This is a genomic window from Parabacteroides sp. B2-S-102 (assembly GCF_023656665.1).
Taxonomy (GTDB): domain Bacteria; phylum Bacteroidota; class Bacteroidia; order Bacteroidales; family Tannerellaceae; genus Parabacteroides; species Parabacteroides distasonis.
The window spans coordinates 239,900-263,956 of record NZ_JAMOKM010000005.1; the positions used below are offsets into that span (position 1 = coordinate 239,900).

The 24,057-nt window shown below is 45.1% G+C and carries 20 protein-coding genes; 7 read left to right on the forward strand and 13 right to left on the reverse strand.

Going from position 1 to position 24,057, the window contains the following annotated elements; translation table 11 throughout:
• Positions 1–8: 8 nt before the first annotated feature.
• The 3 genes from NBH07_RS09320 to NBH07_RS09330 form a co-directional block, all read right to left on the reverse strand.
• On the reverse strand, positions 9–1,109 hold the full coding sequence (locus tag NBH07_RS09320) for an efflux RND transporter periplasmic adaptor subunit (protein ID WP_005860565.1): 1,101 nt from the start codon (positions 1,107–1,109) through the stop codon (positions 9–11).
• 133 nt (positions 1,110–1,242) lie between these two features.
• Positions 1,243–2,142 (reverse strand): helix-turn-helix domain-containing protein, encoded by a 900-nt coding sequence (locus NBH07_RS09325; RefSeq protein WP_005860567.1) that lies wholly within the window; start codon positions 2,140–2,142, stop codon positions 1,243–1,245.
• Positions 2,143–2,294: 152 nt separating this feature from the next.
• Positions 2,295–4,070, reverse strand: coding sequence for a DEAD/DEAH box helicase (locus tag NBH07_RS09330; RefSeq protein ID WP_022191843.1), 1,776 nt, complete (start codon positions 4,068–4,070; stop codon positions 2,295–2,297).
• 705 nt (positions 4,071–4,775) lie between these two features.
• Between NBH07_RS09330 and NBH07_RS09335 the strand changes: the two genes are divergently transcribed.
• The 3 genes from NBH07_RS09335 to NBH07_RS09345 are packed head-to-tail and all read left to right on the forward strand — an operon-like array spanning position 4,776 to position 6,672.
• Positions 4,776–5,132 (forward strand): hypothetical protein, encoded by a 357-nt coding sequence (locus tag NBH07_RS09335; RefSeq protein ID WP_005860571.1) that lies wholly within the window; start codon positions 4,776–4,778, stop codon positions 5,130–5,132.
• Between the two features lie 14 nt (positions 5,133–5,146).
• On the forward strand, positions 5,147–6,085 hold the full coding sequence (locus tag NBH07_RS09340) for a S1 family peptidase (protein ID WP_005860573.1): 939 nt from the start codon (positions 5,147–5,149) through the stop codon (positions 6,083–6,085).
• 23 nt (positions 6,086–6,108) lie between these two features.
• Entirely contained in the window at positions 6,109–6,672 is a 564-nt protein-coding gene (locus NBH07_RS09345; RefSeq protein ID WP_005860575.1) for a T9SS type A sorting domain-containing protein, read from the forward strand.
• A gap of 70 nt (positions 6,673–6,742) precedes the next feature.
• Here the strand turns inward: NBH07_RS09345 and NBH07_RS09350 are convergent, their stop codons facing one another.
• The 5 genes from NBH07_RS09350 to NBH07_RS09370 all read right to left on the reverse strand — a co-directional run bounded on the left by NBH07_RS09350 (position 6,743) and on the right by NBH07_RS09370 (position 12,744).
• The gene (locus NBH07_RS09350; RefSeq protein ID WP_005860577.1) at positions 6,743–7,798 is read right to left on the reverse strand and encodes a tyrosine-protein phosphatase; all 1,056 of its coding nucleotides are present in this window, start codon (positions 7,796–7,798) and stop codon (positions 6,743–6,745) included.
• Between the two features lie 73 nt (positions 7,799–7,871).
• Positions 7,872–8,801 carry a carbohydrate kinase family protein gene (locus tag NBH07_RS09355; RefSeq protein WP_005860579.1) on the reverse strand — a complete coding sequence of 310 codons (930 nt, stop codon included), beginning with the start codon at positions 8,799–8,801 and terminating at the stop codon, positions 7,872–7,874.
• Positions 8,802–8,818: 17 nt separating this feature from the next.
• Positions 8,819–9,430: an SIS domain-containing protein gene (locus NBH07_RS09360; RefSeq protein WP_005860581.1), complete on the reverse strand. Its 612-nt coding sequence runs from the start codon at positions 9,428–9,430 to the stop codon at positions 8,819–8,821.
• A 94-nt stretch (positions 9,431–9,524) separates the two neighbouring features.
• A complete protein-coding gene (locus tag NBH07_RS09365; protein WP_005860582.1) occupies positions 9,525–11,171 on the reverse strand; it encodes a M20/M25/M40 family metallo-hydrolase in 1,647 nt (548 codons plus the stop codon).
• A 4-nt stretch (positions 11,172–11,175) separates the two neighbouring features.
• Positions 11,176–12,744, reverse strand: a complete 1,569-nt coding sequence (locus NBH07_RS09370) for a PD-(D/E)XK nuclease domain-containing ATP-binding protein (RefSeq protein ID WP_005860584.1) — start codon at positions 12,742–12,744, stop codon at positions 11,176–11,178.
• Between the two features lie 174 nt (positions 12,745–12,918).
• Between NBH07_RS09370 and NBH07_RS09375 the strand changes: the two genes are divergently transcribed.
• Positions 12,919–14,139 carry a M16 family metallopeptidase gene (locus tag NBH07_RS09375; protein ID WP_005860586.1) on the forward strand — a complete coding sequence of 407 codons (1,221 nt, stop codon included), beginning with the start codon at positions 12,919–12,921 and terminating at the stop codon, positions 14,137–14,139.
• A gap of 2 nt (positions 14,140–14,141) precedes the next feature.
• Here NBH07_RS09375 and NBH07_RS09380 read toward each other — a convergent pair whose 3' ends face one another.
• Both NBH07_RS09380 and NBH07_RS09385 read right to left on the reverse strand, forming a co-directional pair.
• Entirely contained in the window at positions 14,142–15,350 is a 1,209-nt protein-coding gene (locus tag NBH07_RS09380) for an acyloxyacyl hydrolase (RefSeq protein WP_009016487.1), read from the reverse strand.
• Between the two features lie 20 nt (positions 15,351–15,370).
• Positions 15,371–16,771, reverse strand: coding sequence for an alanine/glycine:cation symporter family protein (locus NBH07_RS09385; RefSeq protein WP_009016486.1), 1,401 nt, complete (start codon positions 16,769–16,771; stop codon positions 15,371–15,373).
• A gap of 175 nt (positions 16,772–16,946) precedes the next feature.
• Here NBH07_RS09385 and NBH07_RS09390 point away from each other — a divergent pair, with 175 nt between their 5' ends.
• Both NBH07_RS09390 and NBH07_RS09395 read left to right on the forward strand, forming a co-directional pair.
• The gene (locus tag NBH07_RS09390; RefSeq protein WP_009016485.1) at positions 16,947–19,274 is read left to right on the forward strand and encodes a TonB-dependent receptor; all 2,328 of its coding nucleotides are present in this window, start codon (positions 16,947–16,949) and stop codon (positions 19,272–19,274) included.
• 39 nt (positions 19,275–19,313) lie between these two features.
• Positions 19,314–19,820 carry a flavin reductase family protein gene (locus tag NBH07_RS09395; RefSeq protein ID WP_009016484.1) on the forward strand — a complete coding sequence of 169 codons (507 nt, stop codon included), beginning with the start codon at positions 19,314–19,316 and terminating at the stop codon, positions 19,818–19,820.
• Between the two features lie 2 nt (positions 19,821–19,822).
• Here NBH07_RS09395 and NBH07_RS09400 read toward each other — a convergent pair whose 3' ends face one another.
• The 3 genes from NBH07_RS09400 to NBH07_RS09410 all read right to left on the reverse strand — a co-directional run bounded on the left by NBH07_RS09400 (position 19,823) and on the right by NBH07_RS09410 (position 22,793).
• Complete coding sequence (locus NBH07_RS09400) at positions 19,823–20,587, reverse strand: AAA family ATPase (RefSeq protein WP_005860596.1); 765 nt, start codon at positions 20,585–20,587, stop codon at positions 19,823–19,825.
• A 35-nt stretch (positions 20,588–20,622) separates the two neighbouring features.
• Complete coding sequence (locus NBH07_RS09405; RefSeq protein ID WP_005860598.1) at positions 20,623–21,351, reverse strand: ComEA family DNA-binding protein; 729 nt, start codon at positions 21,349–21,351, stop codon at positions 20,623–20,625.
• Between the two features lie 77 nt (positions 21,352–21,428).
• Positions 21,429–22,793 carry a sodium-dependent transporter gene (locus tag NBH07_RS09410; protein WP_009016483.1) on the reverse strand — a complete coding sequence of 455 codons (1,365 nt, stop codon included), beginning with the start codon at positions 22,791–22,793 and terminating at the stop codon, positions 21,429–21,431.
• 118 nt (positions 22,794–22,911) lie between these two features.
• Here NBH07_RS09410 and NBH07_RS09415 point away from each other — a divergent pair, with 118 nt between their 5' ends.
• On the forward strand, positions 22,912–23,871 hold the full coding sequence (locus tag NBH07_RS09415) for a tyrosine-type recombinase/integrase (RefSeq protein ID WP_005860602.1): 960 nt from the start codon (positions 22,912–22,914) through the stop codon (positions 23,869–23,871).
• The last annotated feature ends 186 nt before the right edge of the window (positions 23,872–24,057 follow it).

Consider the following 24,057-nt stretch of genomic DNA (forward strand, 5'->3'; position numbering starts at 1 on the left):
ATTTCTTTTTATTTAACTTGTGTTCCCTCACGTACCAATCCGGCTCCTTGTGATACGATTTCTTCACCGGCTTTCAGTCCGTCTAATACGACATACTCGCGTCCATCGTTCAATTCAGCTACCGTGATCAAGGATGAGACTGCTTTGCCATCCACTACTTTATATACCATTGTTTTATCCTGTAGACGTATTGTCGCTTCCTGTGGGATTACGATACAATTCTCATATGTACTGGGGATGATTACCGCTCCAGAGGCTCCGCTATGTAGTAGGCGTGCCTCGTTTGGGAAGACAGAACGGACGGTTACCGTACCGGTCTGGCGATCGATCACGCCGCTGATCGACTCGATCTTTCCTTTATGTTCGTAGATGGAGTTGTCATTTAGTCTAAGTTCTACTTCCGGCATGTTCTTCAGTGCGTCATCCATGGAACCATATTGACGGGTCAAGGATAAAAGCTGGTTCTCATTCATAGAGAAATACACATACATGTTCGAGTTGTCGGATACTGTAGTCAATGGCTGTGGAATATTGGCGCTGACTAAGGCTCCGACCCGATAGGGTAACGCTCCTACCACTCCGTCACTCGGACTTTTTACTTCGGTATAAGAGAGGTTGTTGCGGGCGTTTGTCTCTTGAGCCTCAGCTTGTGCCAAAGCTGCTTGTGCGGTGAGATAACTGTTCTCGGAGGTCTTTAGGCTGAACTCTGATACTACTTTCTGGGCATATAGCTCTTTATTGCTGTTGTAGGTTAATTCCGCCGTGGCTAAGCCTGCCTTTGCTGATTTAACGTTGGCTATAGCCGTATTCAAGGCTGCCTTGTAGGGTACTTGGTCTATGACGAAAAGAATTTGTCCTTTCCGGACTTTCTCACCTTCTGTTACGCAAAGGCGCTCGATAGTTCCGGATACCTGTGGATAAATATCGATATCCTGCCGTCCACGGATCGTGGCTGAATAAGAGGTAGAGAATTTCTTGTCACTTACTGTTATTTTCATTGTTGCATAATTGGCATTCATTGGAGCTTGAGGTGTTTGTTTGCAAGACACCAATACTGCCGTAAAACCGACTAATCCTATTAGTCTCATCCATTTTGAACTCATAACCATTTGTATATCCTTTTAAAATTCCGCGCAAAGTTAAAAGGAGATAGCTCATTTTTATATACCAAATGTGCTGGTGAAGTGTTCTGATTGTAATATCTTGTAGTATGGTTTCTCAAAAAGAAAGTATGAGATGCTTTTATAGCTTATTTATAAGATGCTTTCTGTATTGGGTAGGCGACATACCCGTGTGTGCCTTCACGTATTTCCCGAAATATGAGAGATTGGGAAACTCCAAATAATTGGCTATTTCCTTAATGGATTTTTCAGAGTATTTAAGTAGCTCGGTGATATCCTCTATGATAAATTCATTAATGATATCGAAAGCTGTCTTTCCACATACCTGTTTACATATCACCGAGAGATATTTGGTAGTGATAAAGAGCTTATCCGCATAGAAAGAGACGGAGCGTACTTTTACTTTTGATTTAGATAGTAATTCTATAAATCGATTGAATAAAAGATCGCCTTGCTTGAACATCGTGTTGTTTCTGGATATACAATATGTATCCAAATTACCTAGCAACTCATAGAATATAGCGCTGATAAGGGCAGACATGATCCCTTTCTGATAAGGATTGTCTGTTGCTTTTATCCTGGAACCAATTAATTTATGATATAATTCGAAGATTTGTGCTCCCTTTTGTCCTATTGGCAGGACTGGGTTTTGTTCGAGATAAAAAAACTTGTCTCGTGTGCCACCACCCAAGCTGACTAATCTCCTGACTATATTCATGGAGATAGCGATCCCCTTGCATTCCAAATCATCACTACCGATAGCATTGCGAAGTACGGTCAGAGGAAGGCAACACAGAACTTCGTTGGCTCGGATTATCCGTGTCTTGGTATTCACGTCTACTTGCAATGTGCCTTTTGTGCATATCAACAATTTTAATGCGTCAATCTTGACAGGCTTGGCATGGGGCACATGAGGAAGGCGGAGGCGATTGGCAAATGCTATATCTCCATCAATATAGTCAAGCACAGCGTTTTGCGATAAATCTTCTATGGTTAGCTGACGTACTAGTTCTGTTTGCATGTCTTCAGGACTTTTTCCAGTTTTGGCAAAAATAAGGAATTAAGTACCACAAACTTTGTAGGTACGCATAATTTAAGACCTTTATAACCTTAATTAAAAAATGAGCCCGGTTCGATGCCGAGCTCATTAGGAAGGGTTATGAATATCTATTTTTATTTACTGCGTTTTTTCTTTCCACGAGGAGCGTCCTCATAGAATTTACGCTTCGGTTTGTCATCGCCACGGCCGGAACGTCTACCGCCACGGTCTCCACGGTCGCTTTCCCGACGGCTATCTCTGCCTTTTCTACCGCTATCCCGTCGGTCTCTGAAACCGTTTCCGCTACGGCTACCTCCACGGCTACCACGACTGCCTTTACCACCTTCGCCTTTCGCTTGCGCCGGTTCTACGGAGATACGTCGTCCGTCTACCTCGAAGCCGTTCATCGAGTCCATGACACGGTTGGCTTCTCCCTCTTCTACCTCGAAGAATGAGAAATTATCACGTAAGTCGATACGACCGATACGAACCTTACCCGGTACACACTTATTAACCAACTCTATAAGTTGAGGAGGTGTAAGCTCGTCTGTCTTTCCAAAGTTGATAAAGAAACGGGTGTAGCCTTCTTCCGCTTCGCCTCTACCACCACGTTTGCCTCTTTCTCTTGGGGCGCTCTCGTCTACAACCTCGATATCATCGTTATCTTTATAATAGTCGATCATCCGGTTGAACTCCAAGGATACGACACGCTTGATGATATCTTCCTTATCCAGCCATTCCAATTTACGGTAGATAGAAGGCATCAAACTAGCGATTTCCTCCTCGTTCACTTTCACTTTCTCGATCTGGTCCACCAAGTTGAACAATTGCTTCTCACAGATTTGCTCACCGGTAGGCATCTTGCCTTTATCGAATTTCTTGTTAATGATTCGTTCGATCTCGCGGATCTTGCCTTTTTCCCTTACGTGGCAGATAGAGATAGCGATACCCGTTTTTCCCGCACGGCCCGTACGTCCGCGGCGGTGGGTATAAGATTCTACCTCATCCGGCAGACCGTAATTGATTACATGGGTTAAGTCATCCACGTCCAAACCACGTGCGGCTACGTCCGTAGCGACCAATAACTGGATATTCTTGATACGGAACTTCTGCATCACGTAATCACGTTGCGCTTGGCTCAGCTCGCCGTGCAAGGAGTCGGCGTTATAGCCGTCTTGAATCAATTTATCGGCGATCTCCTGTGTCTCCTTACGGGTACGGCAGAAGATGATACCGTAGATGTTCGGGTAATAATCGGCTAGACGTTTCAACGCGAGATATTTATCCTGCGCACGAACCATGTAATAGATATCGCGGATATTCTTGTTTCCCTCGTTCTTCCTGCCAATGACGATCTCTTTCGGGTCCTTCATGTATTTCTTGGTGATAGAGGCAATCTCTTTCGGCATGGTAGCGGAGAAGAGCAGCATATTGCGGTTTTCCGGTATAGCCGCCAAGATCTCGTTGATACTGTCGGTGAAACCCATGTTCAACATCTCGTCCGCCTCATCAAGAATGACGTTCTTTACGTTGCTTAAGTCAACCGTCTTGCGGTTCATCAAGTCGATCAAACGTCCCGGGGTAGCCACTACCACGTGTACGCCTCTCTTCAGTGTCTTGATCTGGCTCTCTATACTGGAACCTCCGTATACAGGGAGAACCTTCAGGTTATCGATGTATTTAGAATAATCGTTCAAATCGTCCGCTATCTGTAGGCAAAGCTCGCGTGTCGGACAAAGGATAAGCGCTTGAGGCTGATATTGAGAGACATTGATCTTTTGCAGGATCGGCAGGCCGTAAGCGGCTGTCTTGCCGGTTCCTGTTTGTGCCAATGCGATTACGTCGTTATCTTCTCCCAGTAAGAAAGGAATCACTTCTTCCTGTACGGGCATGGGCGATTCGTAGCCCATCTCTTGGATTGCCTTTAATATCGGTGCGGCAACTCCTAATTCTTCAAATGTTTTCAAAATGCGATTGTGTATATATGATAATATTCAGTGGCCGCAAAGGTACGTAAATAATTCGGATTCTATAGGATTGTTATGCTAAATTCGCTAAAAATCAGCGAACCACGGATGGTTTTTACCTATTGGGAGAGGGTGGGCACCTCGGTCGCATGCGAACCGTGTCGTTTATTTGTTAGCGAAACAGCTCTTGTCTGATCTTTCTGATAGAAATAGGGCGTATATCGTGACATGTCCTTTTTCTTGATACTATGATATAGCCGGAGGGTAAGGGGATAAAGTGGTGCTTTGGGGGAAAATAGTGCCTTTTCCAAGTGTGATAGGTGGCGAAAGACCGTTTTTCGGTATCTTGTTAATCAATAGCTGATTGCGAAATATTTCTTCCTTATTTGCGAGCGAGCCGTACTAAGTCCCGGAATATTCGATTCTCTGAGGCTTTAGATTACAATGTGTCAAAAAGTGACAGTTTGTTAGAAACGGTCTGAACGGAGATTTTCTATGGATTAAGATAAATGAAAAGTTAAAAGACTTTTTGTTGTATATATTAAGGCCGTCTTGAGCCTGTCTTGCCCGATGAACCTGCTTGTTGCCATGATGGAGGAATCAAGCACTGTGATTTGTTACCGTTTATAAATCTAAAATAGAGAGCTTATGAAAAAAGAAAGAATGATTATTGCTTTTTTGAGTTTACTTTTCCTGTTGCCGGGATGCAAGGAAGAGAAAACACAAAGTGTCTTTGATGCAGATGAGTTTGATTGTGTTGGTTGGCCACACATTAGAAAGGTTACTATTACAAATGTAAATTGTGAGGCAGAGGGAATATTCCTTATTCTAGAGGATTCTTTAGTTTATTGTGATGATGAGATAGTTATACCTTATAAAAATCACTACGGAAAACGTTTAGAAGTAGGCTTTTGTTTTGGGGATAGAAAGAGATATCCATTGTGTAAATCGGATTCCTCAGTAATTGATATTTCTGTACTTTCTGTTCGAGAATTGAATGAATAAACTTTTTAATATGATTGTATTATGAAAAAACTTTTTTAATTATTAGTGTTTTATTGGGTATATTGTTTTATCCTGTAAATGCTCAACAGCGAATAGTGGAGGGATCTAATATCAATATATCAGAGGTTCCTTGGCAGGTTGCGATTCAAACGAAAGGTGTTTTTAACGGAGGAGGGTCTATATTGGCTCCAAACTTGATTTTAACAGCTGCTCATGTGGTGGAAAAATATACTGCAAAAGAGGTTAAAGTGGGAGTTGGTAGTTCTAAATATTCAAATATTGGTGCGAATTGGTATTCTGTTTCAAATATTGTTTATCACCCTTCTTTGGATATTGCTTTATTAATATTGTCTAGGCCTTTGTCTTATTCTACAAATGTAAAAGCTATAGATATTCTTTCAGCTAATAAGGCTTCTTATTATAATGTAGGAAATATACTTCGAGTTACAGGTTGGGGGATTACTTTTCTTGTGATTGATGATCCTTTTAAAGAATGGAAAATGTCAGATGATTTAAAAAAGGTAGATCTTCCTATTGTTTCAAATTCTACTATAGGAGCTGCTAATAGTTTTGTTATTACATATGATGGTAAGCATAGTCCTTCTAAAGGTGATAGTGGTGGAGCATTGACAATTTGGGATTCTTCTTTACAGAGACATGTTGTAATTGGAACTGTACATGGAAATCCTAGTACTCAGAGAGCTTATTGTGCGTATGTTCGATCTTCCTCCTTCCTCGACTTCCTCCTTCCTTACTATCCCATATCCATCACCGGTGGTTCAGACCAAGTCTGTTCTTCTTCAACATTCTCTGTAAGTTATCCAAACTCCACAGTTACTTGGTCATGCACGGGGCCTTTGCGAATAACCTCGCAAAGCAATACTTCTTGTACGGTCTCTTCTACCGGTAACGGACCTGCCGTATTGAAAGCCACAATCAAGAGCGGAAAGTAATTAGTGGAGGCTATACCTCTTGTATGATCACCTATCGGAACACTGTGAATGGAAACGATACATGGTGTACGAGCCATTCCGGAAATATCTTCACCATCGAGTCTGATTATAATTTGAGTTCTTATGAGGTTCGGTTGCTGAGATATCCGGGGTTGAATGTGGTTATGACGAGGACCGCCTCGAAAGGTGATAATGATCTGACTAATATGCTCTCTCCGGGTTGGTATACAATGGAAGCTCGTTTGTTGGGATGCAAGAATGGAGATTGGGTAACTACTGGTGAGGTAGAGGCTGTGGATTGCTCCTCAAATTATAGCTTTTCTTTGACACCGAACCCTGCCACCAGCCTAGTAACGTTAACTCTAAATGATGTAAATACGCCTAGTCCACGTATGGAACCTATGTTTACGACAGAAAATGGAGGTGAGTATGAAGTACAAATCTGGTCGGAAACAAGCTTGTTGAAACAATTTACTTTCGATCGTCCTATAGTTGAAATCCCTGTATCGGAATTGAGAAGTGGAAGGTATTTTGTGCTGGTTTTTGTGAACGGCAAGAAGCTGACTCAACAATTAATTATCAAATAGAACAGGCATAAACGTGGAGAATTACCGAGAGCCATCGGGTAAGTGAATCTTTTCCGGGTGGCTCTTTTTCTTAATAAAGTAATATGTCCTTGAGCCTTTCACGTTTCTTATCAGTAAGACGTAATCCTTTCGACAAATATTTCTCGGTGGAACCGTACTCTTTCTTGATTTTATGGAAAGCTAGGTCCATGAGCCCCTCGTTGGCCGTAAGGAAGACCGTAATGCTTTCTTGGGCGTCTGTGGAGAGATGTTTCACGATATCAGCTAAATGACTCGTATCGATATATTGATTGGATGTCAAGTAGTCTTCCATGATGGCGTCCCGGGGAATATCCAAGGCGGCGAGTAACATGGCGGTGAGAAACCCGGTACGATCCTTTCCGTAGGAACAACTGATGAGAATGGGGTAATTATCCTCGTTCTGGAACTGTTCCAGTACCTTGGCGAACTGATCGGTATTATCTGTCACGAATTGCAGGTACTCGTCTTCCATATATACCCCGGCGTCTCCTTTCCGCATTCGTCCCTCGATAACACGTTGGGGGGCATCGGCGATCTTGCCGACCGAGATGGGGATTTGCAGGATATTTGCTTTCGTATATTTGATAGGGGCGGTGAGGGTTTCTTGGTTCGTACGGAGGTCGATGATGGTCTTGATCCCTAGATTATCCAATCGGATGGAGTCCCATTCGCTCAAGCTGCTTAACTCGCCGGAGCGAAATACCTTGCCCCATTTCACCGTCTTCCCGTTTGTAGAGGTATAACCGCCTAGATCCCGGAAATTCTGTACGCTATCCATAACCGCCGAGCGTGCCCCGATGATCCGTGGGTATTTATCATTAAAAGAAAGGCGGAAATACTTACGTGATATATTATCGTTCGTGATGTAAGTAGCTACGCCATCCTTGATGTTGGCGTAAATGATCGGGGACTCGTTGGTGAAAAGATCCGGGTTGTCGGACACGGTCATCTTGACAATCCCCTCCATTACCGGATCGGTTTCCCATTTTATCACGTAATTTCCGATGTCATCACGTAGGCAAATAGCTCGTATGTCGGGTGCGTTAGAGGAACAACCCACTAACAGGATCACACTGGCGAATAGAGAGAGAATCTTTCCTAACATTGTCTTCTATGATAATAAGCTTTCCTTACAAAGATAGTAAAACAAGTTTTTCCCGCTTCTTCATTAATGATATTTAAGACTGACTAACATACTTCGCCGCGAACTCCTTGGATATATAATTATCATAGCTTTGGCAAACCTCGGAGGCGAGGTCCATTCCGCAGCGGATGATTTTTCCCCAAGTATCCTGATCCAGAGAGGGAAGGTCGGCATGGCGTACGTCATACTTTAGAAGTCCGTAGATAATACCCGCGTTAAAATTGTCGCCGGCGCCGATGGTACTAAGCGGCTGGATTTGCGGGGAATCGAAATGTCGTGTGAAATTACGGGTGTGGAGATTGACTCCGTTTGCCCCGTGAGTTGTTAAGAAACGATCACAATAAAACTGAATATGCTCTTTGTAAACCTCCTGTGCGTCGCTCTTGCCATAAAGGTTCTGGAAGTCCTCGTCCGAGCCCCGGACGATGTCGGCGAATTCCAGATTTTCCAGTACGGTAGGCATGAGGCGGATCGCCTCATGAGCGTGTGCCTTGCGGAAATTGGGATCGTAATAGATGATCGCTTTCCGTTCTTGGGCGTATTGCAGAAATTCTACCATACGAGTCCGCAAGACCGGGTTCAGGGAATAATAAGAGCCAAACACGAAAATATCGTCTTTCTCGATCTTAGGCAGGGGCACCTCCAGCCGTTGCGCCGGGTAATCCTTGTAGAAGATATAATTAGCGTTCTTATCGTCGTCCAGAAAAGCGAGTGATATAGGACTTTTCCCATCGGGGAAACGGTCTACGAACTCGGTCGTGATGTGGTTATCTTCCATGAAATCCCGAATCATGTCACCAACCCGGTCGTTGCCCAGCTCGCTGATAAAGGATACGGGGACATTCAATCGACCTAATGATATCAATCCGTTGAAGACGGAGCCACCGGGAACGGCCTTCTGTGGTTGGTCGTTCCTGAAAATGATATCGAGGATGGTTTCTCCTATACCAAAGACTTTTCTCATGACTATATACTGGTTTGTTATTCGTTCTTGCTTAGCTCACGGCTCTTGGAGCCTAAGTAGCCCCCGTGATGGCGCTTGGCGTAATCCTTGTTGGTGAAATGGATACGCTTCATGGTTCCGACCACGAGGATATCGCCTATTACCGTCATGACGGTCGTGGAGGTAGTCGGCGTAAGGCCTAACGGGCAAACTTCCTTGGGAGCGCCGGTCAACAGGCATACGTTCGCCTCGGCGGCTAGAGGACTATCCGGGTTACTGGTGATAACGATAAATTTCATGTCTGGCACCAAACCCCTCGTGAGATCTACCAATTCCACCAGTTCACGTGTCTTTCCTGAGTTGGAGATCAATAACATGATATCGTTCTTGCATACGATTCCCAGATCTCCGTGTTGTGCCTCGCTGGGATGTAAGAAAAAAGCAGGTGTACCGGTCGAGCTAAAGGTGGTAGCGATATTCAAGGCGATTTGCCCGGCTTTACCCATTCCACTCATGATCAGTTTTCCACCTAGGTCGTGTACATGTTTCACTATAAGCGATACCGCTTCCTCATATCCGGGTGTAACGGGTATGTTGCGAACCGCTTCCGCTTCCTGCTCCAATAAAGAGGTGATATTTTCGTTTACCATATTGTTGATTGATTGTTTTACGGCATTCCTGCCTGAATAACGATCGCGAAAGTATTTATATTTACTGATATTGGCATCATCTATTTCAGACAATTTATCTTTTTAAGACGTTTGCGAATTCGGACTTCGGCTTCCATTTCGGGTATCCGGTATCTTGTGCCAGTTTATAACCGAGGTCGAAGAATAATTGTACTTCTTGTAACAGACCACTGTAATCATCCGTGTCGGGATGGGTCTGGTCGGTCGGTTTGTGGTAAGTTTCCGCCCAATAATGTGCGATATGCTCTTTGGCCCACTCCTTACCCTGTTTGCGGTTGTCGTTCCAACCTTTGGCGAACATGGCCGGGATGCCTTTTTGTACGAAAGGGAAATGGTCGGAGCGATAGAACATCCCGTTATAAGCGTCGGGGTCGGGCATGATGTAACGGTTGTATTTCTTCGCTAGCTCGGCTAGGGTATCATCCAGCTCGGAGTTGCCGTATCCGGTGATCGTGACATCGTTGTTCTCGCCCCATAGCGGGAAGACATCCAGATTGATTACGGCGGCTATCTTATCAATCGGGAACAACGGGTGCTCCACATAGTATTTCGTACCGAGGAATCCGGTCTCCTCGCAAGTAGGGGAGAGGAAGACGATATTCCGGCGGGGTTTCTCTTTCAAGGCATTGAAACAACGTGCCATCTCGAGCATCCATGCGATGGCTACGGCGTTATCGGTAGCGCCGTTGATGATACTGTCGCCGTTGATCGGTGCTCCATAGCCTAGATGGTCCCAATGGCCTAGATAAATAACACTCTCATCCGTGTTCCCGCTACCGGGAATATAACCGATTACGTTGGGGCTTTGCTGGCGGTCGAAGGTGTTCCTCATCGAGACGGTTACCGTAGATTTCAAGGAGATGGGCTTGAAGTCTGGCGATTTAGATTGCTCGATTAGTTGGTCAATGTCGTAGCCATTATCGGCCAGCAATTGCTTGGCGGCATTGAATTGGATCCAGCCGTTTAGCGGGCAATGATAGGCATCGCTATCGCTGTCCACATACATCTTAGATTGGGCGGAAGCTCGTACGACCGACCAAGGATAGCCCGCTCCCCGGTCTTCATGGATGATCAAAACTCCTTTTAATCCCTGTCGGGCGCCCTCCTCGAATTTATACATCCAACGACCGTAATAGGTCATGATATCACCGTTAAAATAATCCGTGTTGTCGCTTCCGAGTCCCGGGTCATTTACGATAACGACCGCTACTTTATCCTGCGGGTTCTCGATTCCCTCGAAATCATTTTTCCCATACTCGGGGGCTACGATCCCATAGCCGGCGAATACCAGTTCTGCGTTGTCTATATCGATCTCCGGCTCGATCCGTGCGGAGAAAGCGGTGTAACCTTCCAACCAATCTAAGGGGATTTTCCCTTTCGGGGTCTTTAGGACCATCGGGTCCGGGCATCGTGTGCGTGAGGATATGATATTAACCTGTTGGAAATAAGAATCGCCGTTGATGGGTTTCAGCCCAACCTCTTTCATTTGGTGAGCGATATAGTTCACCGCACGGTCGGCCCCTTCCGAGAATGGTTTACGGCCTTGGCAGGAGTCATGCGAGATGGCCTCGGTGTATCGCTTTAAATGTTCCGTGGTCGCTACGCTTTTCGCTTTCTCTATATCATTACTTCCTCCTCCACAAGCGGTAAAAACCAAGGAAGTGATTGTTAGTAAACAGGTTATTATTTTCATGTTTCTCATAGAATTACAATGTTTTTTCAATCAGCCATTCACCTAAGTTGCGAGTGGCTGCGTCGAAAGCGACCCCCACTTTGACTACTTCCCGTTCGTCGGCCGTATAAGGAATCAGATAGCCTCGATCGTCGATTTGCCGAATCGCCTCTTCCGCCGTACCTCTCAGCTTAAACTCGAATACGTAGATGTAGCGAGGAGTTTTTACAATGGCATCGGCACGTCCTTGGGCCGAACGTACCTCGGCCTCGGTGAATTGTCCTAGTAGCTTGAATACGATGTAGAAAACCACTTGGTAATGACGCTCGGTCCGGTCATTCAGCTCGTAGGGTATGTCGGCGAAGAAAGCCTTTAGGCGGGTGAGGAAAGCCTCGGTGTTTCCGCTTTCCAGCTCTTGAATGAACTTTCCGATATAAAAGGGAGTCTCGGTTTCCGGTAAATGCGCATACATGGAGGCTACAAAATTCAAAAATCCATATTTAACTTCCTCATTCGGGTATCCTAACGTATATAACCGAAAACGTTCATCGTAGCTTTTGATTGTCAAATATCCGCTTTGATAAATCATGGGCACGGGATTATTGATGTTCGCCCGATCGTCCGAAAGGGATACCTCGGATACCTCTATCCCGTCCAGCTCCCGTATATCGTAATTCGTTTTCCGTAACATCTCCGCCAAGAATGTCGGGGTACCGGAAGCAAACCAATAGTCGTAAAAGACCTGTTTACTCAACACGTTCAATACGCTAAACGGGTTATAAAGGGTGATACCGCTGCGGAAATCAAAATGGTAGCCGTCGTATCGGCGTGTAATTTTCTCGATGGTATCTTCGTATGAAAGCTTATTCGCCTCGGCCAAGGCATAAAGCTCCGGCTGGAAAGTCGCCTCGATCTCGGGCAATGTCATGCCACAAAGGGCCGCGTATTGCGGGGCTAGGCTGATGTCGTTCAAATGATTTAGGTTGCTGAAAATACCGACTTGCGCGAACTTGGTGACACCGGTTATGAATACGAAGCGCAGCCAAGGATCGGCATCTTTGAGGACCGTATAGAAAGCGGTCAATAATTCCCGGAACTCGTTCTGTAGCTCTTCGTTGTGCAGGTTCCTAAGTAATGGCTTATCGTACTCGTCGATCAGTACGACCACCTTCCTTCCGGTTATCTCCGCCGCCCTTCGTATGATGGTCATGAACCGTCCGGAATAGGTGATACCCTCTCCTCCGGTATCATATATTTTTTCCCATTCCCTCAACTGGCGTTCCAGCATATTCTCCAATGCCTTGCGGCTATCGTACAACTCGGCGTTGAGGCTGAAATGAAGTACCGGATGCTCTTTCCACTCGGTCTCTAGTTTCTCTATGGCTAATCCCCGGAACAATTCTTTCTTCCCCTCGAAATATGCCTTGAATGTCGATAGCAGCAAGCTTTTCCCGAATCGCCGGGGGCGGCTTAGGAAATAAGGGACACCTTGGTATGCCATTTGATAAATGAACTCGGTCTTGTCAACATACAAATAGTTCTCTGTACGTAGTTTGTCAAAACTCTGTATGCCTATCGGTAATTTTCGGACGATATTTCCCATAGCCTTATCTGTTTAATTTACACAAATGTAGGTATTTTTTCCAAGGAGGCAAATAGATCGAAAAAAACACGTACGTCTTTTTCCGGAAACACGTACATGTTTTTTGAAAAAGACGTACATGTTTTTCCGGAAAGTCTTTCGTACCTTTGCGGGCTGATACAAACAAGAAGGAAAATGGATTATATCGCTCATACATTGCCGAATGGACTTCGCATGGTACATCTCCCGGTTAATTCCCCGGTCTCTTACTGCGGTTTCGCCGTGAACGCCGGTACACGGGATGAGAACGAGGATGAATTTGGCTTGGCGCATTTCGTTGAACACATGATCTTCAAAGGTACGGAGAAACGGAAAGCGTGGCATATCCTGAACCGTATGGAGAACGTAGGAGGGGAGTTGAATGCCTATACGACGAAGGAAGAGACCTTTGTTTATTCCATTTTTATGGAGGAGGATTTTGGCCGGGCGTTTGAGCTATTGACCGATCTGGTTTTCCATTCCCAATTCCCCAAACAGGAGATCGAGAAGGAGGTAGATGTCATCTTGGATGAGATCAATTCGTATGAGGATAGTCCTTCGGAACTTATATTCGACGAGTTTGAGAACTTGCTTTATAAGGGTCATACCCTCGGGCATAATATCTTAGGGGATGAGGAATCTCTTCTTCGCTTTGACTCCGAGTCCGGTCGTTCTTTCATGCGTCGTTTTTACGCCCCGGAGAATATGGTGTTCTTCTCGATGGGACGAAAAGACTTCAAGAAGATCTTGAAATCAGCGGAATCCGCTTTAAGCGATATCTCTTTCCCGATGGCTGAACGGATCCGGAAAGCTCCGGACCCCATCGAGGCTTGCGTACGCCAGATCCATAAAGATACCCATCAAGCCCATGTACTGATCGGTGGCCGGGCTTTCAGTATGCACGATAAAAAGCGCATTCCTTTATTTTTGTTGAATAATATTTTGGGTGGTCCGGGCATGAATAACCGCTTGAATGTCTCCTTGCGGGAAAAGCATGGTTTGGTCTATAACGTAGAATCCAATATAACCTCTTATACCGATACCGGACTAGCCAGTATCTATTTCGGGACAGACCCGAAGAACCGTGAGAAAGCGATGCGTTTGGTGCATAAGGAATTGGCCCGTTTACGTGACGTAAAGCTGTCCGCCACTCAATTAGCCGCCGCCAAGAAGCAGGTAATCGGTCAACTGGGCGTGTCGGGCGATAACCGGGAGGGTCTTTTCCTTGGCTTAGGAAAAAGCTACCTCCATTACAACCGTTACGATACTCTCCCCGAGGTATTCGCCCAGATCGAGAAAATAACCGCCGGGCAAATCCTTGAGGTGGCTAATGAGGTACTTGCGCCGGAACGGTTGTTTTGCTTGATTTATGAGTGAGGCTAATTATGGAACCTATACCCAACCCCCAACATCAAGTTATTCGGATTATGGAACTTGTGCAGTTGGTATCCGACATGCAGGAATAAATTTCGTGTAACCGATACCTTGAGGGCTAGGATCTGGTATAATCCTTTCAGATCGCCTTTGTTGTAAAATAAATTATGTCCGACTCCTATATTGATCGAGAAGAATGGCATCGTGAACTCGCCACGGGCGGAGAGGCCGATACCGATTTGCTCGTGTAGGGGCGGGCGGTAGAATCGGGGTTCTTCGCCGACTTGGATGATCTCGTCGGAATAAATATTTGCGCTTTCGTCATATTGGCCGTCTAGGGAGATACCTGCTTTTAGGAACCGGTTGAATTTGTACATCGGGTTGAGGTTGAATCCGAGGATACCGAAATGACCGGGAAAGATATGAGCCTCGTCACCAAGCATAACCCCCTTAGCACGGGTCGCGCCGTATAGGATGACATCGTAGCTGATGCGTTGCCAAAAGCTGGAGAGGTACAACTGATTTTCAGGTAAGGAACGTGCAGTACCTATCTCATGATGGCTTTCCTCGATAGGATTGAGCGTGTAGACGAGTCCGATCCGGCCACCAATCGTATTCAATCCCGCATTCGGAAGATGAGTATTTCCGTTTGAGTAATGCGTTAAATCCGCCCCGACAAGCAGGTTGCAATAACGGGATAGTTTCGCGTTGAGGAAAAAGCCCAGATTGATATAGGCATTGATCTTAGAACCGATGATCTTATTGCGGTAATTATTGTTATCATCATACGGATGCCAACCAAATGAGGCTCCGAAATTCCATTCATAATCGAAGGATAACCGGGAAGAGATCTTGGCGATGCGGGAACTTTGGAAAACATACGCCGCCCAAGGATTACCAACTTCCTGCCGGTTTCCAAAGGTATTATAAGAGACGGCTATTCCTTGGTAAGTGTGCGGATAAAGCTGGCCCTCCTTAGAGTTAGGATTCAGTTGGAATCCGTATTTCAAATGGAATGAAGCCGCCTTACGTAAAGTAAGCCCGTTTCCATAGCCGTCATCTTTGAGGAATTTACTAGTAGGGGCGACATACGAGGGACGTACGTCGAATCCTATTTTGTGGATAATGGATTTATCATCATCTTGAGCTTTTACCGTACAGGTCCATATCATCATGACCGCTATGTAAAAGCTTATCATCTTGCTTTTTATCATACTTCAATATGTTTGTCTGATCACCAACACTGCGCTTTGTCTTTCAACTCGGGTATCTTGTTCTTATCGAATACAGGGCTTTTAATACCCGCTTTCTTTTGGGCTACGTAATCCTGTAATAATAGGAACGCTTGACGGCTCAACAATGAGATCGCGATCAAATTGCAGATCGTCATCAGTCCCATGGTCACGTCCGCTAGGCTCCAAGCCAAGTCTAAACTAGCCAACGCACCGAACATGACCATTCCACCGACTAATATACGATAAATAAATAAGACACTTCTCTTGGACGTGATAAAACGAATATTCGCTTCTCCGTAATAGTAATTACCGATAATACTACTGAACGCGAATAAAAGGATCGCTAAAGCGACAAACGTACTACCGATGCTACCCACCTCGTTACTCAAAGCTTGTTGCGTGAGCTGGACTCCATTGATGGAGCCGTCTAATGGCGCTCCGCTAAACAAGATGATGAACGCCGTGCAGGTACAGATAATCAGCGTGTCGCTAAATACGCCTAATGCTTGGATCAATCCTTGTTTGACTGGATGGGAGACATGCGCCGTAGCCGCTACATTCGGTGCCGATCCCATACCGGCCTCATTACTGAATAGACCTCGTTTAATCCCTTGCATCAACGCCGCTCCGACACTACCGCCTATCGCCTGTTCCCAACCAAAAGCGTTTGACAGAATGGTTTCTATAACAGCGGGTAGGCGGGTAATATTAAACAGTACGATTCCCAACGCCAATGCTATATATCCTAATGCCATGACCGGTACGACAATACTGCTTACTCTTGCGATGCGCTGAATACCTCCGAATATGACGATTAACGTAAGTACCGTAAGAATCGCTCCGATCCAAGCATGATCGATGCCAAAAGCGCCTTCCCAAGCTGCGCAGATCGTATTGCTTTGTACGGAATTAAAGGCAAAGCCAAAGGTTATCGAAATCAATACGGCAAATAATACCCCCATCCATCGTAACCCCAAACCATGTAGCATATAGTAAGCGGGACCGCCAATGAACGAGTCTTTCCCTTTTTCTTTATATAATTGAGCTAACGTAGACTCCACGAATGCGCTGGAAGAACCAAGTAAAGCGATCAGCCACATCCAGAATACGGATCCGGGTCCGCCGATCGCTACGGCTGTCGCTACACCGGCTAGGTTTCCGGTCCCTACACGGCTGGCTAAAGATACGGCGAAGGCTTGGAAAGAGGAGATATGCTTTTCCCCTTTTTCTCCTTTCCCGGCAGAATCGCCTAATAATCGGATCATCTCGCCAATCATGCGGAATTGCACGAACCTACTTTTTATCGTAAACCATACGGCGCATCCCAATAACATGATAATAAGGATGTATGACCATAATATATCGTTGACTCCGTTGATCCAATTATTCAATAGCTCCATGATTTATAATCTGTTGTTTGGTTACAAAGATACGTATCTACGAAGCAAATTCATCGAAATATTATTTTTTTATCATTTTCTTGTAACGTTTTCCAAACGGCTGTCGTCTTATAGTTAGAAACAAATGATAAGCGGGAAAGGCCACCCTGCTATATTCGGAAAAAATACGATAAAAATGAAACGGATGATGATTTGGATCATACTGCTAGGCGGTATGGTACAGGGAGCTTTTGCTCAGAACTTGGAGATAAAGGGAATGGTGCGGGACGCTCGCAACAAAGAAATCTTGGAATTTGCAAATGTGGTATTGCAAACAATGGACTCTTCTTTTGTAGCGGGTACGACTACGGATATGAAGGGGCATTTTTTATTAAATAAGATTAAAAAAGGGAGTTATATTCTATCTGTCTCTAGTCTAGGCTTTAAGACGGAGTATATTTCCTTGGAAGGCTTGTCCAAGAATATTTCTTTGGGAGAAATATCCTTAAATGATGATGCGGTATCCTTAGACGGGGTGACGGTTAGCGCCTCTGCCCAGACGAGCCATGCCGATAAAAAAGTGGTCTTCCCATCGGATCGCCAGATGAAGGCTTCGGGAAACGGTATGGATTTGTTGCAGCAGATGATGCTACCGAGAGTGCAGGTGGATTTGTTGAACAACGAGATCAAGGCCACGGGAAATGGGGTAGTCCAAGTGCGTATCAATGGCGTGAAGGTGGAACAGGATGAGATCAAGGCCTTGAATCCCTCGGATATCATCCGTATAGAATATCATGATAACCCGGGCTTACGTTACGGCAATGCCGATATCGTGCTGGATTATATTGTTCGCCGGCCGGATACGGGAGGTAGTTTTGGTCTGGACATGGCGCAAGGTATCAATTCCATGTGGGGTGAACATAATGCTTGGGGAAAGATCAATCATAAGAACTCGGAATGGGGCGCTTCTTATCGGATCGGTCCTCGTGATTTCTATGGAATGAAACGGAATAACGAGGAAGAGTTCCATTTAGCGAATGGAACGACCTTGAACCGTGTGGAAATAGGCGAACCTTCGCGCGCTCGTTTGTTCATGCATAACCTGAATGTGAACTATAGCTATCAAAAGCCGGATAAGTATATGTTTAACGCCACGTTCCGCTACCGGAATAATCATCAACCGCATTGGGATTATCAAGGAGTCTTGATGAATAAGGCGAATCCGGAGGATAAAGTGGATATGATCGATCTATCGGGATCAGCCTATCAAGCTCCTGCGCTGGATTTATATTACCAACGGGATTTGAAGCATAACCAGACCTTGGTGTTTAACGTGGTAGGGACTTATAACCAAACGAAATCGACCCGTATCTATCAAGAGAGTAAACATGAACAATTGTTGACTGATGTAAATAATGTGGTGGATGGTGATAAATACTCGATTATCGGCGAGGCTATCTATGAGAAGAAATTAACGAATGGTAATCGGTTGAGCGGCGGTTTACGCCATAACCAATCTTTCTCGGATAACAGTTATATCAATGGGCATAACTATAAGACGCATATGGAACAGATGGAGAGTTCCGTATATGCGGAGTTCAAGGGAAAGGTGAAAAAACTGGATTACTCGTTGGGTGTGACCGTGAATCGCTCGTCTTATAGTCAACGGGGTGAGGATGCGGATTATGAACGTTATACGGTGAGTCCCCGGTTGACCTTGTTTTATGCTTTGCCCGGGGAGTCTTCCATCCGTTTGAAATCAACGATGGGGAATGTGACTCCTTCTTTGGGTGAGTTGAGTGCGATTGACCAAGTGATCGATTCCTTGCAAATACAGCGGGGTAATCCCAACCTGAAGTCTTATATGAGTTATTATACGGAATTGAATTACGAGTTTCGCAAAGGTCTGTTTTACGTGAATGCCTTGGGCGCTTATGAGTATCAGCCGGACGCTATCATGGACGAGAAATATCTGGAAGGAAATAAGATCATCCAGACTTGGGATAATCAGAAAAACTGGCAACGGGTTGTCGCGTCTGCCAATTTGCGGGTCGGTCCGATCAAGGACATCTTGCAATTTTCTGTCAATGGTGGTATGAACCATTATATGAGTAACGGTAATACCTACACGCATCGATATACGAACTGGTGGTGCGAGGCGAATGTTTCCGCTACATGGAAGAAATGGTCGCTTTGGTATATGGTAATGACAAATTGGAACTGGTTTAAGGGCGAGACGATGAGTGGGGGTGAGAATATCCAAGGAATTCAACTCGGTTATCGGCATAAGGACTTGATGGTTGGCCTGCGTGTCATCAATCCGTTTACGGATAATTATAAGCAGGAGACGGAGAACTGGAACCAATACGCCTCTTTCCGCCGTTCAAATTATATCAAGGAAAGTTCTCGCTTATTCATCGCGACGATCTCCTATAATTTCTCCTTCGGCCGTAAGTTCAGCGCCGGCCAGAAGAAGGTGAATAACGCTGATAATGACTCCGGTGTGATGAGTACCGGTAAGTAAGGGAATATTTTATATCTTTGAGGAAAAATAAAATGAGATATGAAAGCGATTAATCCGAATGAGATCAAAGACAACTTTATCGAGTTGATTGGTAAGGAGTGGATGCTGGTAAGCGCCGGTGATAAGGAGAAGTTTAATATGATGACTGCCAGTTGGGGCGGCGTGGGAGTGTTATGGAACCGTCCGGTGGTGTTTGCCTTTATTCGTCCGGAGCGTTATACCCGTGAGTTTATCGATGCTAGGAATGAATTCACGATTACTTTCCTAGGACCGGAGCACCGGAAAGCCCATAGCATTTGTGGCTCTAAATCCGGACGGGAGATTGATAAAGTGGCCGCTACGGGGTTGACGCCGCTCTTTACGGAGGCCGGCAACCCGGTATTCGAGGAAGCTCGCCTTACGTTGGAATGCAAAGTGGTCTATAAGTCCGAGATCGAGGAGGCCAAGTTTTTAGATCCTACCGTTTTCCCTCGTTGGTATGATGAGAAGAACGGTAATGCGCATATCGTTTACATTGCCGAGATCTTGAATGCTTGGGAGAAATAATATCACCCAAGCAGTTCTTTCATCATTTGCTCCGTATGCGTGAGGAAATATTTAGTGAGTTGGTAATGCTCGGTTTCCTCATACGGGGTGACATGCGCTCCGGTATCATCGATGGCGTAAATGTCCGCGTTCGGATAAGCCATCAGGATCGGGGAATGCGTGGAGATAATCAGTTGGCAACCGTTATTCACCAGTTCGTGGATACGCACTAAAAGGGCCAGCTGCCGTTGTGGGGAGAGTGCGGCTTCCGGTTCGTCTAATATAAATAATGTATTGCGGCTGGCATAATTCAGAAAAGCGCAGAGAAAGCTCTCGCCGTGCGATTGCTCCAATAAACTCCTGCCACCGTAAGCTTTATAGGCGTAGATCCGGCTGTACTTACGTAATTCCAGTTGGGCTTGCCTATCCAATTCGGCCGCATGGTTAAAAAAGGATTCTGCCCGGAAGAAGAAATGCTTTTCCGGTTTTTGGGTCTCGATCAGTTTAATATGCTCGGGTAAGACATTGGCGTAAATCTTGTATGCCTCGGTTCCGTCATATAGCATACCCGGTTCTTCCTCATCCCTTTCCTCATATTTACTCATCATCGCTTCCAGCAGGGTGGATTTTCCCGCCCCGTTCTCCCCGACAAGGAAAGTGACCGGCTTGCGGAAAATGAATGATTCCGTGAAACGTACTGCCGGAGCTTTATAAGGATACTTTAGCTCCTCGGGATCGCCGGCTACCAAGTCCGGGTCCAGTAATTTTACTTGCTTCAGATAGATCATACAGAATATGTTTTGTTACAAACATAGTGAAAATATCAATGGAATGAAAGATAATATCGTAATCGTTGTTGTTCGTGCTCCGGAAACTCTTCCAATAGGGATAAATCCTCCCAACCTTGTAATTTCCCTTTTTTCCGGATCATTTTTTCGATGATCCTAGCTTGTTTATAACTGACATATGGGTGACTGGCTAGTTTTTTAGCTGACAGTTGGTTGACAAATAGATGACTAATAACTGACGGGTCCACGGAAAACCACGATTTCATCGCTTCATAACGATCCTCGTCAATACCATATACTTCTCCTAGTTGTTCTACGGAATAAAATCCTCCTAATAAGTCCCTGTATTTAATGATCCGCTTGGCAAAAACGCTACCAATTCCCGGAACCATTTTAAGGGCGGTGGTATCAGCCGAGTTTAATTCGACAACCGTTCCTTGCGGCCATTTTTCTGCTTTGGGATAAGAGGGAAAATGGGGCTTTGATTCCCTTCGGATGCGTTTGGATTTCCCTTCGGAAGGGATTTTAGTTTCGTTCGAATGGGATTCTTTTTCTTTCCGAATGGAATTTGAAGGTGTTTTATTCGAATAGATCTGTGAGGAATCTTGTTTGATTCCGGTGTTTACCAATGGAACTGTTTGAAATTGGGAACGGTAGAAATCCGTCCCGATAATTGCGATCCATGCCATCGCTATTAAGGAAAGGAGTAGGGTAAGAGCCTGCCTTTCCCCCTTGGAGAAATAAAGTAAATCATGCCATTTCATAGTCTTATGTTTTGATTTGTGGAACTTCCACCGACAAAGGTAGAAGTTCCGTTTCTATTGACAAGGAATTCTCGGTATTATTTACCGGTGATCCATTTCAAGATACCTAATTCGTTCAAGAATACGATACCGATGGCGATTGGGGCCACGTATTTCATAAAGAATACGTAAGCGCCGAAAAGACGGAACTTAAGAGTCCCCTCATTGGTCAACTCGGCTTTCAATACTTTTTTATCGACACGTGTACCTACGAAAATACAAGTGAGCATACCTCCCAGCGGTAGCATGATCTTGGCGGTCAAGTAATCCAGCGCGTCGAAAAAGGCCAAGCCTCCAACCGTGAATCCTTTCATCACCCCGAATGAGAGAGAACTGAAAATACCTAAGAAAAATACCCCTAAGGAAACGATCAAAGCCGCTTTCTTGCGTGTCATGTGGAACTCCTCAAGAACGTAGGCCGTAGCTACCTCATGTAAAGAGATCGTGGAAGTCAGTGCCGCCATCGCTAGCAAGATATAAAAAATACAGGACCACAAGCCACTCAGCGGTAATTGCCCAAATACGTTCGGTAACGTGATAAACACGAGTTCCGCACCAGCGGAAGGGGTGATGCCGAAACTGAATACCGCCGGGAATATCATGATACCGGCCAATACGGCGACAAGCGTATTAATGATTGTCACCTGCCAAGCGGTGGCCTGCATATTCGTATCTTTCCCGAAGTAAGAGGAGTAAGTGATCAGGCAGCCCATACCCAAACTCAAAGAGAAGAAAGCCTGTCCTAGTGCGCTTAAGACCACTGAGGAAGTCAATTTGCTAAAGTCTGGCTTGAAAAGGAAAAGCAATCCGGCCTCAGCGTTCGGTAAGGTCACGGAACGTACGCACATGATCAGCAAGATCAAGAATAAAAGCGGCATCATGATCTTAGAGGCCCGTTCGATACCTTTTTCTACACCCGAGACAATCACGAAGTGAGTTAACCCGATAAAAGCGCCCATCCAAAAGATCGGACGGAAGACATTGGAGGCGAAATCCTGAAAATCGGCCGTATAGTCTATATCCGGCTGTCCATACAAACGGCCACTTAGCGTTTGCCAAACATATTCAAGCGTCCAACCGGAGACAACCGAGTAATAACTTAATATCAAAAATGCGGCCAAGATCCCGTTGTACCCGATCCAGCACCATTTTGTTCCGGGAGCCATCTTCTTGAAAGAACCCACCGTATTACTACGGGAATACCGGCCAATGAAAAACTCGGTTACCATCACCGGAATGCCCAAGAATATCATGAAAAGTATGTAGACCAGTAGGAAGGCCGCACCTCCGTTCGCTCCCAGCATATACGGGAAGCGCCATACGCTTCCCAATCCGACGGCGCATCCTACGGTAGCTAGTACTACGCCCAATTTACTACCGAATGTGACTCGATTGTTTGCCATATTATTTATTGTTGCTTTTATGCTTTTAATTGTTACCTATTTTCTTATTTTCGGGAGCAAAAGTAATAATTTGAATTAATTTGTTCGTGTAAAGTATAAATAATTTAGTGAAAGGAGTATGAAACGAGGACGTAAGAAAAAGTTAGCAATCTCATTGATGGATTATATGGGAAAACGAAGAGACATGAAACGGCAGTTAAAGAAAGAAGGGACAGCTGAGTTGTATGAGGTGGCCGTAAGGCATTTTTTAAGATTCGTGAAGAACCCGGGGTTCTGTTTGGCCGATTTGAATCGTGCGTTGGTGATAGATTTCATCACGTATCTTCAGGGAAAAGGATTAGCTACTAATACGGTAAATACGTATATCAGTAGTTTGCGGGCGCTTTATAATATGGCTTGCCAAGAGTCGTTGGTTCCTGCGTCATATTATCCGTTTGAGAATTTGAAACTCCGGCGTGCGATGACGGCGAGGCGTGCGATTCCCGCATCTTTGTTCCAGCAAATCGCTCAGATCAAGGTGGCGGATGACCCGCAAGTGGAATTATCGATAGATCTTTCCCTATTCAGTTTTATGGCTTGCGGGATGCCTTTTGTGGATATAGCGTACTTGACGAGGCAGAATATCCGGGGGAATGAGTTGGTATATCACCGTCATAAGACAGGACGTATGATCCGGTTGGAGATAACCAGTAGTATGTTGCAATTGATCCGGAAATATGCGGATCGGCAGCGAGCGACCGGATCGTCGTATTTGTTCCCGATTCTTCCGCCCGGGAATCCGGACCATTTGAGGTATAAGCGTAGCTTGGCTCAGCATAATGCCCGGCTGAAACGGATTGGGCAAACTTTACGGTTACCGAATCCGTTTACGTCGTATGTTGTTCGCCATAGCTGGGCATCAGAAGCTTTACGTTGCGATATGCCGATGGCCTTGATCAGCCAGGCGTTGGGGCACTCGTCGGAGAAAACGACTCGTTTTTATCTGGAAGAATTGGATATATCACGTTTGGCTCATGCGAACATGAAGGTGATAGGCTCTGTAAATCGGATTTTAGAGAAAAGGATGGATGGTTTGTGAACTTATTTATGGAATAAGGTTTAGCGTTTCAAAAACGTCAGCGGAGAATAAACGTTAAACAACATTTTATTGTCGTTTATATAGTATATCAATAGACCACACGGAACGTTTCAGAAAAACATGTACATGTTTTCCTGAAAAGACGTACATGTTTTTTGGAAAACACGTACATGAAATCCAATAAAT